A 13,510-nucleotide genomic window follows, 5' to 3' on the forward strand; every position below is an offset into this window, starting at 1 on the left:
TCGAGTACACCCGGGTGGCGCCGCTGTCCTTGGCGCCGCTGCCCTGTGGAACACCCCGGTCCGTCGCGGGGCGGGGCCCGGCGGGGGTCACGAGATGGCTCCGGCCGCGAAGGCGTCGGTTTCGGCGCGGGTCGGCATGGAGTCCTGGGCTCCCGGGCGCTGGACGGAGAGCGCGGCCGCCGCCGAGGCCCAGCGCAGGGCGTCGGGCATCCGCCGGCCCTCGCCCAAGGCCACCGCGAGGGCGCCGACGAAGGTGTCCCCGGCGGCGGTGGTGTCCATGGCCCGCACCCGGGGCGCGGGCACGCTCAGCGGTTCCGCGCCCCGGGCGGCGTACAGCGCCCCGGCCGCGCCGAGGGTGATCACCACCTCCGGCACCTCGGCCAGCAGGGCCTCGGCGGCCTGGAGGGGGTCGGTGAGCCCGGTGAGGGCGGCCGCCTCGTGCTCGTTGGGGACGAGGAGGTCGGTCGCGGCGAGGAGCTCGGCGGGCAGCGGCCGGGCGGGGGCCGGGGTGAGCACCGTACGGACGCCGTGCGCGCGGGCGGCGCGGGCTCCGGCGAGCACGGCGCTCAGGGGGAGTTCGAGCTGCAGGAGGAGGGAACCGGCGGCGGCGATCCGGGCCTCGTCGCCCGCCTCCAGGCCGGTGACGGCGGCGTTCGCGCCGGGGATGACGATGATGCTGTTGCCGCCCTCGTCGTCGACGGTGATGTGGGCGGTGCCGCTGGCGCCCTCGACGGTGCGCAGGGCCGCCGTGTCGACGCGGGCCGCGGTGAGCGCGGAGCGCAGCCGTACGCCGAACTCGTCGGCCCCGACCGCGCCGATCATCACCACCTCCCCGCCGCAGCGGGCGGCGGCGACGGCCTGGTTGGCGCCCTTGCCGCCGGGGACCGTGCGGAAGGCCCGGCCGGTGACGGTCTCCCCGAGGCGGGGGGCCTTGGGGACGTAGGCGACGAGGTCCATGTTCGTACTGCCGAGCACGGCGATGGCCGTCATGAGCGTGCTGCCTCCTGTGCGGTGAGGTGGGCGAGGGTGTCGAAGCCGATGCCGTCGAAGCCGGGGACGGTGGTGGCGAGGCGGTTCTCGAGGGGCGCGGTCCAGCGGTGCGGGATGTCGTCCGGGGAGCCGGTGAGCAGTCCGGCGAGGGCGCCGGCGGTGGCCCCGTTGGAGTCGGTGTCCCAGCCGCCGGACACGGCGCCGCAGACGGAGCGGGTGAAGTCCCCGTCGGCGTGGGTGAGGGCGGCGGCGATCAGCGCGGTGTTGGGGACGGCGTGGACCCAGTGGTAGTGCCCGTAGCGCGCGTGCAGCCGGTCGACGACGAGGTCGAAGTCCGCCTCCTGGCCGGCTGCCCGGATCCCGAACCGGACGGCTTCGGCGAGGCGCGAGCGGGGCGGTACGAAGGCCAGCCCGGTCCGGAGCGCGGTGTGGACGTCGGAGCGGCCGGTGGCGGCGGTGGCGGTGGCGGCCGCGACGAACAGCGCGGCGTAGACGCCGTTGCCGGTGTGGGTCAGGGCGGCGTCCCGGTAGGCCTGGGCAGCGGCGGCGGCCGGGTCGCCCGGGTTGGTCCAGCCGTGGACGTCGGCGCGGATGAGGGCGCCGATCCACTCGCGGAAGGGGTTGTGGTGGGTGGCGGTGGCGGGGGGCTCCAGGCCGAGGAGGAGATTGCGGTAGGCGATGCGTTCGGCGGTGAAGGTCCGCCCGGCCGGCAGCTCGTCGAGCCAGAGGCGGGCCACGTCGGCGGTGGTGAAGCCCTTGCCGTGCCGCTGGAGCAGGAGCAGCCCGAGGAGGGGGTAGTTGAGGTCGTCGTCCTCGGGCATGCCGTCGATGTTCTCGGCGAGGGAGGTCGGGGCGGAACGGCGGTTCCAGGGGTATGCGGCCAGTACCTCCGGCGGGACGCCGCGGGCGGTGAACCAGTCGTCCAGCGGCCAGTTGCCCGCGGCGCGGGCGAGGGCGCGGATCCCGGCGAGCGGCAGCTTCTCGACGGGCTTCCCGAGCAGACACCCGACGGCCCGCCCCACCCAGGCGGCCTCCAACCTGGTCCGCAGGGCGGCCTCCGGCCCGGTCCGCGGAAGGGGGTCCTGCCCTGCCGACGGTGCCCCTGCCGCGCGGGGTGGCGCCTGGGCGTCGCCTTGCGGCGGTCCAGGGGCCGGGGGCGTGAATCGTTCTGTGGTCCGGCAGGCTGCCCGGATGGCCGGCCAGGACTCGGGCTCGTCGACTGTCGAGCGGGGTGGGAGCTGCGCCAGGGCGTCCAGGAGGCGGACGGCCAGTTCGCGCAGTTCCGGTGGGGCCGGGGTGGGGGAGGATCCGGCGCGGTCGGGGGCGGGGTGGCCGCCCGCCGCGAGCCAGGCGCGGAGGGCGGCGGCCGGGTCCCGGCCGTCCTCCGCGGCCTGGCGCAGTTCGTGCCCGACGAGGTCCTCGGGCTGGGCCCAGGTGAGGCGGACCGGCGGTTCGGGCGAGGCCGGGAGCAGCCCGGGCCCGCGGTCCGGTCCGGGGTGGGCCGCAGCACCCGTGGCCGGGGGGCGGCCGCCGCGGGCGGACGTGGTCACCGGGGGTCCGCGATCGCGGAGAAGGCCGACTCGTGGGACCGGCGGCGGGACCGGTCGAGCGCGAAGATCTCCCGGGCCACCGCGGCCAGCGCGTCGGCAGGGGCGTGCAGGTCGAGGCGGCTGGCCTCGGCGACCTGCTTGGCCCAGACGGCCGGGACCACGGCCTCGCCGCCCAGGGCCCCGGCGATCGCCCCCGCCATGGTGGCGATGGAGTCGCAGTCCCGGCCGTAGTTGACCGCCCCGAGCACGGCGCTCTCGTACCGGCCGTCCGCGACGAGCAGCATGCCCAACGCGATCGGGAGCTCCTCGATCGCGTGGAGGCGGGACGGGCGGCGGGCGTCCAGGGAGGGGGCGCGGTAGTCGGGGCCGACCGAGTCGTACGGGGCGACCGCCGCGCGCAGCGGGGCCTGCGCCGACTCGAAGTCCCGGTGGCACAACGCCACTTCGCGGACGGCGGCGATCGCGGCGCGCGTACCGTCCTTGGCCAGGGACAGGGCCGTGTCCACCACCGAGGCGGCCGTCGCCCCCGGCACGCACGCGGCCGCCACCGCCGCCGCGAACACACCCGCCGCCTCCCGACCGTACGAGGACTGGTGCGCGCCGGCGATGTCCAGCGCCTCCGCGTACGCGCCCGCCGGATTGCCCGCGTTGGCGATGCCCACCGGCGCCATGTACATCGCCGCGCCGCAGTTGACGATGTTGCCGCTGCCGGCCTCACGGGGGTCTACGTGCGCGTAGTGCAGCCGGGCCACGATCCACTTCTCGGCGAGGAAGATCCGCTGGAGCGGGAGGGCCTCGGCTTCGAGTTCGGGGATCCAGCGGGGGTTGGTCATCAGGTCCGGGACCAGGTGTTCGGCGACGGCGTAGGCGTCGAGGTGGTCGCGTACCGCCTCGTAGACCCGTACCAGCGCGTGCGTCATCAAGGTGTCGTCCGTGACGTGCCCGTCGCCCTTGTGGTACGGCGCGATGGGGCGGGCCGTGCGCCAGTCCTCGTGCCAGGGGCCGACGATGCCGTGCACGCGGCCGCCGTGCCGTTCCGCGATCTGGTCCGGGGTCCAGCCCTCCACCGGACCGCCGAGCGCGTCGCCGACGGCGGCCCCGACGAGAGCGCCGCGGGCCCGGTCCTCCAACGTGAGCGTCATGTCCGAATCATCCCTTGGGTGAGGTGAGTTCCGTGGCCGCGAGGAGCGCGGCGAGTTCCACGAGGTCGGTGCCGGCGAGGCGGGGGAGCGCGCAGCCGGACAGTGTGCGGCAGGCCTCGCGCCAGGCGGCGGGGATCGAGTCGCCGCCGCCGAGGACGCCGGTCAGCGCGCCGGCCAGGGCGGGGGCGGAGTCCGCGACGCGGGACAGGCAGGCGGCGGCCGGGACGGCCTCGGCCATCCTGCCGCGGGCGGCGGTGGCGAGGGCGAGGGCCACGGGGACGGTCTCGGCGGCGGCGATCCCGTAGCTGTAGACGTGGTCGACGATCTCGTGTTCGAGGGTGGGGACGATGGCGAAGGCGCCGCCGTCCTTGTGGGTACGGGCGAGGCGGACGGCGTGCCGGGCGTTGCGGCCGATCTCGGTGGTCTCGGGGAGCTGTTCGAGGGCGGCGTCCACGGCGGCGTCGACCGCGTCGTCGGTACCGGTGGCGCTCAAGGCGGTGGCGATGGCGGCGGCCATGGCACGGGCGCCGTGCACCCCGTCGCCGTCCTGGGTGTAGCGGGCGTCGAACTCGGCGAGGTCGGCCGCCGCGCGGGCGTCGCCGGGGTGGACGACGGCGAGGACGCAGGCGCGGACGCAGGCGGCGTCGTCGAAGTAGTGCGGGTTGTCGTGGCCGGTGGCGGGCGGGCGCAGACCGGTGGCGAGATTGCCGAGGCCGGCGCGGACGGAGATCCGGGCACGCAGGGGGAGGACGGCGGACTCGACCTCGGGGGCGCGTTCCGCCGCGGCGGCGACCTCGGAGGCCAGGGCGTTCCACGCGAGGTCGATGGCCGCGCGCATCCTCCTCGACCTGCTGAGGTCGCTGAGGAGGACGCCGGCGGCGGTGAGCACGGACTCGGCGACGAAGGCGGCCCATTCGGCGTCGTCGGAGGGGCCGAGGCGCAGGGGTTCGGGGGGCTGGTTGAGGGCGATGGGGACGGGGAGGGTGGTGGTGGCGTTCTGCTCGGCGAAGGTGTCGAGCTCGCGGGTCAGGCGGCGGGTCCACTCGGGCATCCGGCTGGCGCGGTGGCGGGCGGCGGGCCACCCGGCCGCGTCGCCTGCGGCGAGCCCGAGGAGGAGGCCTTCGATGGGTCGGGCCGGACCCCCTGCGGGGAGCTCGGCGGGATGTTCCCGGGTCAGGCTCCCGGCCCCGGCCCGGACCACGATCCGGGACCCCGTCCCGGGGGCGGGGGCGAGGCCGCCCCCGGCCGGGGCAGGCCCGGCGATCCGGGACCCCGTCCCCGGGATCGGGTGCGCCGGGCGCGTCGACAGCGTGCGCGGGGGCGCCGAGGCCCAGGCCTGACCGGCCGGAGCCAGGCCTACGGGCCCCTGCTCGCCCGGCACCGCGCCCCCGGACCGCGGCTCCGCCGGGGCCGTCCCGTCCGGTCCGGCGGGGGCCGGGTTCGGCTTCGGCGGGGGTGTGGTGGTCACGTCGTCCGGGGAGAGGGTCATCGGGCGGCCTCGCATTCCGGGGTGAGGAGGTCCGCGATGTCCAGGACGTGGTAGCCCCGCATCGACGGGAGGCAGCTGCCGCGGACCGGGCCGATGGCCGAGGACCAGGCGGCGGGGATCGCGGCGGCGCCCGACAGCGCGCCGGCCAGGGCGCCCGCCACCGCCGCCGTGGTGTCGGCGTCGCGGCCCATGTTCACGGCGGTGAGGACGGAGGACGGGAAGTCGCCCCGGCAGGCGGCGAAGGCGCCGAAGGCCAGGCCCACCGCCTCGGGGGCCAGGTCGGTCCACGGGTAGCCGCCGATGACCACCGCCGAGCGCACCGCCCGTTCGCCGCGCGGGGCGGCGGTGACCGCCCGGCGCAGGGAGCGGGCCGTCCACGAGTCGGACGGGATGACGGACAGGGCCGCCGAGACCACCGAGGCGGGGGAGCCGCCGGCCATGGCCGCGGCCACGCCCGCCGCGACCGCCTGGCCGCCGTAGATGCCCTCGCCGTCGTGGCTGACCGAGCCGTCGATGGCGACGAGCCGGGCCGCTTCCGCGGGCCGGCCCGCGGCGAAGACGCCGAACGGCGCGGCCCGCATGGCCAGGCCGTCCGACCAGGCGTGCCGGTGCTGGGCCGAGATGGGCGCGGCCAGGCCCCGGCGGAGGTTCTCCAGGGTGCCGCGCTCGGAGAATCCGGCGCCCCGGAACGGGCCTTCGTCGAGGTCGGCGATCCAGTGGTGCCAGGCCCGCTCCACATGGGAGACGGTGAGCGCCGAGCCGTGGCGGGCCAACAGCAGCCCGGAGAAGATCGCGTACTCGGTGTCGTCCGTGCCCGCCGGGTCCTCCGACACGAAACCCTCGATGCGGCCCCACTTGGCCCGGATCTCCGACGGCTTCATGTTCTCCGCGGGAGCGCCCAGCGCATCGCCCACCGCGAGTCCGAGAAGAGCGCCCCTGGCCCGTTCGAGGAGGACCTGCGGATTGCATGCAATCAGCTTCATCGGCTCCATGGCGCGCCTCTCCCACATTCGATGGGGCTCATCATGAGCCCTTGGGGGATTTGTGCCATGGCATGTGGTTTGTCGCCTGTCGCGAAACACCCCGCGAACACCCCCGTCACCCGGTCGCCGACCCACAAAAGCCCAGGTAAGTACGGCCTTCCTTGCTGGCGGGCGACAGAAATCGTGCGTAGTTTCGAGGTGTTCAGGGGGAGCGGGGCGCGTCTCGGCGTCCGTTCGCACATTTGGGGAGATTCCACGCATGTCCATCATCGACATCGAAGCACCACTGCACACCGCCCACCGTGACAACCACACCCACCGTGACGTCAACGGTGGATGGCTGCGGCCGGCCGTCTTCGGTGCCATGGACGGGCTCGTCTCCAACCTCGCCCTGATGACCGGCGTGGCGGGCGGCGCCGTCGCCCCGCAGACCGTCGTCATCACGGGGCTGGCGGGTCTCGCGGCCGGTGCCTTCTCGATGGCGGCCGGCGAATACACCTCCGTCGCCTCGCAGCGCGAACTGGTCCTCGCCGAACTGGACGTGGAGCGTCAGCAGTTGCTGGGGCACCCGATCGACGAGATGGAGGAGCTCGCCGAGCTCTACGTCTCGCGCGGGGTCGAGCCGCCGCTCGCCCGCGAGGTCGCCATGCAGCTGTCGCGCGACCCCGAGCAGGCGCTGGAGATCCACGCCCGCGAGGAGCTCGGGATCGACCCCGACGACCTGCCCTCGCCGCTGGTCGCCGCCGTCTCGTCCTTCGGCTCCTTCGCGCTGGGCGCGCTGCTGCCCGTGCTGCCGTACCTGCTCGGCGCCACGGCCCTGTGGCCCGCCGTGCTGCTCGCGCTGGTCGGGCTCTTCGCCTGCGGTGCGGTCGTCTCCCGGGTCACCGCCCGGTCCTGGTGGTACAGCGGTGTACGCCAGCTGGTCCTGGGCGGCGCGGCCGCGGGTGTGACGTACATCCTGGGAACCTGGATCGGTGCAGCCATAGGCTGACCGCCGCTGGAGTGAGACACTATGCAGTAGGCAACATAAGTAGTCCGTTACCCGGCGGTTTCGAATCCGTGTCCGCCGGGAATCACACCAGGGCTCCGGGCAACGATGCCCGCCCTGCACCGGGACCTCCGCCTCGCGCGATACCGCCGTAGAGCGCCGCGAAAGTCCCCTCTTTCTGCCTCGCGCAGTCCGCATGCTGGAATGACGTATCCGCTTCTCGGGATTGTCGTCATCATGTAATCTGCACGAAATTTCGCAGAGGGCCAACGTCGTCCCTCGGCTATGCACATATGCCACGACGACGACGGGAGAGCCGATGCGTTCCGCATCCACGCACTCCGCGACCGGCCCCAGCACCACCGCCTGGTCGCCCATGGACGGTCGCCCCGCCCAGCAGGGCATGTACGACCCGCGCAACGAGAAGGACGCCTGTGGCGTCGGATTCGTGGCGAACCTCACCGGCGAGGCCACCCACACACTCGTTGAGCAGGCCCTGACCGTATTGCGGAACCTCGAGCACCGCGGCGCGACCGGCTCCGAGCCGGACTCGGGCGACGGCGCCGGAATCCTCAGCCAGGTCCCCGACGCGTTCCTGCGCGAGGTGGCCGGCTTCGAGCTCCCCGAGGCCGGCGGCTACGCCGTCGGCATCGCCTTCCTCCCCGCCGACGGCACCGCACAGGCCGTCGCCGTGGAGCGGATCGAAGCCATCGCCGCCGAGGAGAACCTCACGGTCCTCGGCTGGCGCGAGGTCCCGGTCACCCCGGACCTGCTCGGCAACGGCGCCCGCGCCACGATGCCCGCCTTCTCGCAGCTCTTCGTCAGCAACGGGACCACCGGCATCGAGCTGGACCGCAAGGCCTTCGTGCTGCGCAAGCGTGCCGAGCGCGAGGCCGGCGTGTACTTCCCGTCGCTCTCCGCCCGCACCATCGTCTACAAGGGCATGCTGACCACCGGCCAGCTGGAGCCCTTCTTCCCGGACCTCTCCGACCGCCGCTTCGCCTCGGCCGTCGCCCTGGTCCACTCGCGCTTCTCCACGAACACGTTCCCGTCGTGGCCGCTCGCCCACCCGTACCGCTTCGTCGCGCACAACGGCGAGATCAACACGGTCAAGGGCAACCGGAACTGGATGAAGGCCCGCGAGTCCCAGCTGGCCTCCGCCGCCTTCGGCGAGGGCGCACTGGACCGGATCTTCCCGATCTGCACCCCGGACGCCTCCGACTCGGCCTCCTTCGACGAGGTCCTGGAGCTGCTCCACCTCGGCGGCCGGTCCCTCCCGCACAGCGTGCTGATGATGATCCCGGAGGCGTGGGAGAACCACACCTCCATGGACCCGGCCCGCCGCGCGTTCTACAAGTACCACTCCACCCAGATGGAGCCCTGGGACGGCCCGGCCTGCGTCACCTTCACCGACGGCACCCAGGTCGGCGCGGTCCTCGACCGCAACGGTCTGCGCCCCGGCCGCTACTGGGTCACCGACGACGGCCTCGTCGTCCTCGGCTCCGAGGTCGGCGTGCTCGACATCGACCCGGCCAAGGTCGTCCGCAAGGGCCGGCTGCAGCCCGGCAAGATGTTCCTCGTCGACACCGCCCAGAAGCGGATCATCGAGGACGACGAGATCAAGAACGAGCTGGCCGCCGCCGCGCCCTACGCGGAATGGCTGGAGACCGGCGAGATCGAGCTGTCGGACCTGCCCGAGCGTGAGCACATCGTGCACACCCACGCCTCGGTCACCCGTCGCCAGCAGACCTTCGGCTACACCGAGGAAGAGCTGCGCGTCATCCTCGCGCCGATGGCCCGTACCGCCGGCGAGCCGCTCGGCTCCATGGGTACGGACTCCCCGATCGCGGCCCTGTCCGAGCGCCCCCGGCTGCTCTTCGACTACTTCACCCAGCTCTTCGCGCAGGTCACGAACCCGCCGCTGGACGCCATCCGCGAGGAGCTCGTCACCTCGCTGCTGTCCTCGCTCGGCCCGCAGGGCAACCTGCTGGAGTCGACCGCCGCGTCCTGCCGCAGCGTCACCCTGCCGTTCCCGGTGATCGACAACGACGAGCTGGCCAAGCTCATCCACATCAACGCCGACGGCGACATGCCCGGCATGAAGGCCGCCACGCTCTCCGGCCTCTACCGGGTCTCCGGCGGCGGCGAGGCCCTGGCCGCCCGCATCGAGCAGATCCGCGCCGAGGCCGACGCGGCGATCGCCAACGGCGCCCGTCTGATCGTCCTCTCGGACCGTCACTCGGACGCCGAGCACGCGCCGATCCCGTCGCTGCTGCTCACCTCCGCCGTGCACCACCACCTCATCGCCACCAAGCAGCGCACCCAGGTGGGTCTGCTGGTCGAGGCCGGTGACGTCCGCGAGGTCCACCACGTCGCCCTGCTCATCGGCTACGGCGCGGCCGCGGTCAACCCGTACCTCGCCATGGAGTCCGTCGAGGACCTGCTGCGCGCCGGTACCTTCCTGTCCGGCCTGGAGCCGGAGCAGGCCATCAAGAACCTGATCTACGCGCTCGGCAAGGGCGTCCTGAAGGTCATGTCCAAGATGGGCATCTCCACCGTCGCCTCCTACCGCGGCGCCCAGGTCTTCGAGGCCGTCGGCCTGAACGACGAGTTCGTCGAGACCTACTTCAACGGCACCGCCACCAAGATCGGCGGCGCAGGCCTGGACGTCGTCGCCAAGGAGGTGGCCGCGCGCCACGCCAAGGCGTACCCCGTCTCCGGCATCGCGGCCACGCACCGCGCGCTGGAGATCGGCGGCGAGTACCAGTGGCGCCGCGAGGGCGAGCCGCACCTGTTCGACCCGGAGACGGTCTTCCGCCTCCAGCACGCCACCCGCAACCGCCGGTACGACATCTTCAAGCAGTACACGGCCCGGGTGAACGAGCAGTCCGAGCGCCTGATGACGCTCCGCGGCCTGTTCGGCTTCAAGTCGGACCGCGAAGCCATCTCCATCGACGAGGTCGAGTCGGTCGCCGACATCGTCAAGCGCTTCTCCACCGGCGCCATGTCGTACGGCTCCATCTCCAAGGAGGCGCACGAGACCCTCGCCATCGCCATGAACCAGTTGGGCGCCAAGTCCAACACCGGTGAGGGCGGCGAGGACCCGGACCGCCTGTACGACCCGGCGCGCCGCTCCTCCATCAAGCAGGTCGCCTCCGGCCGCTTCGGTGTCACGAGCGAGTACCTGGTCAACGCGGACGACATCCAGATCAAGATGGCGCAGGGCGCCAAGCCCGGCGAGGGCGGCCAGCTGCCCGGCCACAAGGTCTACCCGTGGGTCGCCAAGACCCGGCACTCCACCCCGGGTGTCGGCCTGATCTCCCCGCCGCCGCACCACGACATCTACTCCATCGAGGACCTGGCTCAGCTGATCCACGACCTCAAGAACGCCAACCCGGTCGCCCGCATCCACGTGAAGCTGGTCTCCGAGGTCGGCGTGGGTACGGTCGCGGCCGGTGTGTCCAAGGCCCACGCGGACGTCGTCCTCATCTCCGGCCACGACGGCGGAACGGGCGCCTCCCCGCTCACCTCGCTCAAGCACGCGGGCGGCCCCTGGGAGCTCGGCCTCGCCGAGACCCAGCAGACCCTGCTGCTCAACGGGCTGCGCGACCGCATCGTCGTCCAGACCGACGGCCAGCTCAAGACCGGCCGCGACGTGGTCATCGCCGCGCTGCTCGGCGCCGAGGAGTTCGGTTTCGCGACCGCGCCGCTCGTCGTCTCCGGCTGCGTCATGATGCGCGTCTGTCACCTGGACACCTGCCCGGTCGGCATCGCCACCCAGAACCCGGTCCTGCGCGACCGCTTCTCCGGCAAGCCCGAGTTCGTCGTCAACTTCTTCGAGTACATCGCGGAGGAGGTGCGCGAGCTCCTCGCCGAGCTGGGCTTCCGCACGATCGAGGAGGCCGTCGGTCACGCCGAGCTCCTCGACACCACCGCGGCCGTCACGCACTGGAAGGCGCAGGGTCTCGACCTGGAGCCGCTCTTCTACGTGCCGGAGCTGCCCGAGGGCGCGGTCCGCCACGCCCTGATCGAGCAGGACCACGGTCTGGAGAAGGCCCTCGACAACGAGCTGATCGAGCTCGCCGCCGACGCGCTGAACGCCGAGACCGCCGAGTCCGCCCAGCCGGTCCGCGCCCAGGTCTCCATCCGCAACATCAACCGGACCGTCGGCACGATGCTCGGCCACCAGGTCACCAAGAAGTTCGGTGGCGCGGGCCTGCCCGACAACACCATCGACCTGACCTTCACGGGCTCGGCCGGCCAGTCCTTCGGCGCCTTCGTGCCGAAGGGCATCACCCTCCGCCTGGAGGGCGACGCCAACGACTACGTCGGCAAGGGCCTCTCCGGTGGCCGCATCGTGGTCCGCCCGGACCGCGGCGCCGACCACCTCGCCGAGTACTCCACCATCGCCGGCAACACCATCGGCTACGGAGCCACCGGCGGCGAGATGTTCCTGCGCGGCCGCACCGGCGAGCGCTTCTGCGTCCGCAACTCGGGCGCGCTGGTCGTCTCGGAGGGCGTGGGCGACCACGGCTGCGAGTACATGACCGGTGGCCAGGCGGTCGTCCTGGGCGAGACGGGCCGTAACTTCGCGGCCGGTATGTCGGGCGGCGTCGCGTACGTCATCGACCTCGACCCGCACAACGTCAACGTCGGCAACGCGGGCGCCGTAGAGGCCCTGTCCGACACCGACAAGCAGTGGCTGCACGATGTGGTGCGCCGCCACGAGGAGGAGACCGGCTCGACCGTGGCCGCGAAGCTCCTGGCTGACTGGTCCGTCGCGGTGGACCGCTTCAGCAAGATCATCCCCACCACGTACAAGGCAGTGCTCGCCGCCAAGGACGCCGCTGAGCTCGCCGGACTCTCGGAATCCGAGACCACGGAGAAGATGATGGAGGCGGCGACCCATGGCTGACCCGAAGGGCTTCCTCACCACCCCGCGCGAGACCGCCTGCACCCGTCCCGTAGCCGACCGGCTGAAGGACTGGAACGAGGTCTACGTCCCGGGCTCGCTGCTGCCGATCATCAGCAAGCAGGCCGGCCGCTGCATGGACTGCGGCATCCCGTTCTGCCACAACGGGTGCCCGCTCGGGAACCTGATCCCGGAGTGGAACGACTTCTCGTACCGCGAGGACTGGACCGCCGCGTCCGAGCGTCTGCACGCGACGAACAACTTCCCGGAGTTCACCGGGCGGCTGTGCCCGGCCCCGTGCGAGTCGGCGTGCGTGCTCGGCATCAACCAGCCCGCCGTCACCATCAAGAACGTCGAAGTCTCGATCATCGACAAGGCGTGGGACAACGGCGACGTCACCCCGCAGGCGCCGGAGCGGCTGTCCGGCAAGACCGCCGCCGTCATCGGCTCGGGCCCGGCGGGTCTCGCCGCCGCCCAGCAGCTGACCCGGGCCGGCCACACCGTGGTCGTGTACGAGCGCGCGGACCGCATCGGCGGCCTGCTGCGCTACGGCATCCCCGAGTTCAAGATGGAGAAGGTGCACATCAACCGCCGCATCGAGCAGATGCGCGCGGAGGGCACCAAGTTCCGCACCGGCATCGAGGTCGGCCGCGACATCACCGCCACCGACCTGCGCAAGCGGTTCGACGCGGTGGTCATCGCGGCGGGCGCGACCGTCTCCCGCGACCTGCCGGTCCCGGGCCGCGAGCTGAACGGCATCCACTTCGCGATGGAGTACCTGCCGCTCTCCAACAAGGTCCAGGAGGGCGACTTCATGGCGCCCCCCATCACGGCCGAGGGCAAGCACGTGGTCGTCATCGGCGGTGGCGACACCGGCGCGGACTGCGTGGGCACCGCCCACCGCCAGGGCGCGGCCTCGGTCACGCAGCTGGAGATCATGCCCAAGCCGGGCGAGGACCGCAACGCCAACCAGCCGTGGCCGACCTTCCCGATGCTCTACAAGGTCACCTCGGCCCACGAGGAGGGCGGCGAGCGGGTCTACTCCGTCTCCACCACCCACTTCGAGGGTGACGAGGACGGCAACGTCCAGTCCCTCCACCTGGTCGAGGTCGCCTTCGAGGACGGCAAGCTCGTCCAGAAGCCGGGCACCGAGCGCGTCCTCCCCGCGCAGCTGGTGACCCTGGCGATGGGCTTCACGGGCACCGACCAGGCGAACGGCCTGACCCAGCAGTTCGGCCTGGAGATGGACGCCCGCGGCAACATCGACCGCGACGCCTCCTACGCGACCAACGTCGACGGCGTCTTCGTCGCCGGTGACGCGGGCCGCGGCCAGTCGCTCATCGTCTGGGCCATCGCGGAAGGCCGCTCGGCCGCCCGCGGCGTGGACCGCTTCCTGACCGGCAGCAGCGCCCTCCCGTACCCGGTCAAGCCGACGGACCGCTCCCTGACGGTGTAG

Annotated in this window: 8 protein-coding genes; 3 read left to right on the forward strand and 5 right to left on the reverse strand. The window is 73.0% G+C overall.

From position 1 onward, the window contains the following. Nucleotides 1–87: 87 nt before the first annotated feature. From rbsK to BCL76_RS27635, 5 genes are all read right to left on the reverse strand, one after another. A complete protein-coding gene (gene rbsK / locus BCL76_RS27615) occupies nucleotides 88–990 on the reverse strand; it encodes a ribokinase (protein ID WP_109782107.1) in 903 nt (300 codons plus the stop codon). Continuing rightward, on the reverse strand, nucleotides 987–2,462 hold the full coding sequence (locus BCL76_RS27620) for an ADP-ribosylglycohydrolase family protein (protein WP_109782299.1): 1,476 nt from the start codon (nucleotides 2,460–2,462) through the stop codon (nucleotides 987–989). Before BCL76_RS27620 ends, rbsK begins: the two co-directional genes overlap by 4 nt. A gap of 74 nt (nucleotides 2,463–2,536) precedes the next feature. Next, nucleotides 2,537–3,682: an ADP-ribosylglycohydrolase family protein gene (locus tag BCL76_RS27625; protein ID WP_109782108.1), complete on the reverse strand. Its 1,146-nt coding sequence runs from the start codon at nucleotides 3,680–3,682 to the stop codon at nucleotides 2,537–2,539. Nucleotides 3,683–3,689: 7 nt separating this feature from the next. Further along, nucleotides 3,690–5,171 carry an ADP-ribosylglycohydrolase family protein gene (locus BCL76_RS27630; RefSeq protein WP_258309934.1) on the reverse strand — a complete coding sequence of 494 codons (1,482 nt, stop codon included), beginning with the start codon at nucleotides 5,169–5,171 and terminating at the stop codon, nucleotides 3,690–3,692. Next, on the reverse strand, nucleotides 5,168–6,154 hold the full coding sequence (locus BCL76_RS27635; protein WP_030773179.1) for an ADP-ribosylglycohydrolase family protein: 987 nt from the start codon (nucleotides 6,152–6,154) through the stop codon (nucleotides 5,168–5,170). Before BCL76_RS27635 ends, BCL76_RS27630 begins: the two co-directional genes overlap by 4 nt. A 259-nt stretch (nucleotides 6,155–6,413) precedes the next feature. Here BCL76_RS27635 and BCL76_RS27640 point away from each other — a divergent pair, with 259 nt between their 5' ends. From BCL76_RS27640 to BCL76_RS27650, 3 genes are all read left to right on the forward strand, one after another. Then, on the forward strand, nucleotides 6,414–7,145 hold the full coding sequence (locus tag BCL76_RS27640) for a VIT1/CCC1 transporter family protein (protein WP_109782109.1): 732 nt from the start codon (nucleotides 6,414–6,416) through the stop codon (nucleotides 7,143–7,145). 373 nt (nucleotides 7,146–7,518) lie between these two features. Then, entirely contained in the window at nucleotides 7,519–12,057 is a 4,539-nt protein-coding gene (gltB, locus tag BCL76_RS27645) for a glutamate synthase large subunit (RefSeq protein ID WP_181382773.1), read from the forward strand. Beyond that, a complete protein-coding gene (locus BCL76_RS27650) occupies nucleotides 12,050–13,510 on the forward strand; it encodes a glutamate synthase subunit beta (RefSeq protein WP_109782111.1) in 1,461 nt (486 codons plus the stop codon). Before gltB ends, BCL76_RS27650 begins: the two co-directional genes overlap by 8 nt.

This window comes from Streptomyces sp. CG 926 (genome assembly GCF_003148825.1).
In the GTDB taxonomy this organism is placed as follows: Bacteria; Actinomycetota; Actinomycetes; order Streptomycetales; family Streptomycetaceae; genus Streptomyces.

What these genes read in the sequence shown, in the direction of transcription:
- rbsK (WP_109782107.1), bottom strand. Translation starts at nt 990, where the DNA reads ATGACGGCCATCGCCGTGCTCGGCAGTACGAACATGGACCTCGTCGCC.
- BCL76_RS27625 (WP_109782108.1), bottom strand. Translation starts at nt 3,682, where the DNA reads ATGACGCTCACGTTGGAGGACCGGGCCCGCGGCGCTCTCGTCGGGGCC.
- BCL76_RS27630 (WP_258309934.1), bottom strand. Translation starts at nt 5,171, where the DNA reads ATGACCCTCTCCCCGGACGACGTGACCACCACACCCCCGCCGAAGCCG.
- BCL76_RS27635 (WP_030773179.1), bottom strand. Translation starts at nt 6,154, where the DNA reads ATGAAGCTGATTGCATGCAATCCGCAGGTCCTCCTCGAACGGGCCAGG.
- BCL76_RS27640 (WP_109782109.1), top strand. Translation starts at nt 6,414, where the DNA reads ATGTCCATCATCGACATCGAAGCACCACTGCACACCGCCCACCGTGAC.
- gltB (WP_181382773.1), top strand. Translation starts at nt 7,519, where the DNA reads ATGGACGGTCGCCCCGCCCAGCAGGGCATGTACGACCCGCGCAACGAG.
- BCL76_RS27650 (WP_109782111.1), top strand. Translation starts at nt 12,050, where the DNA reads ATGGCTGACCCGAAGGGCTTCCTCACCACCCCGCGCGAGACCGCCTGC.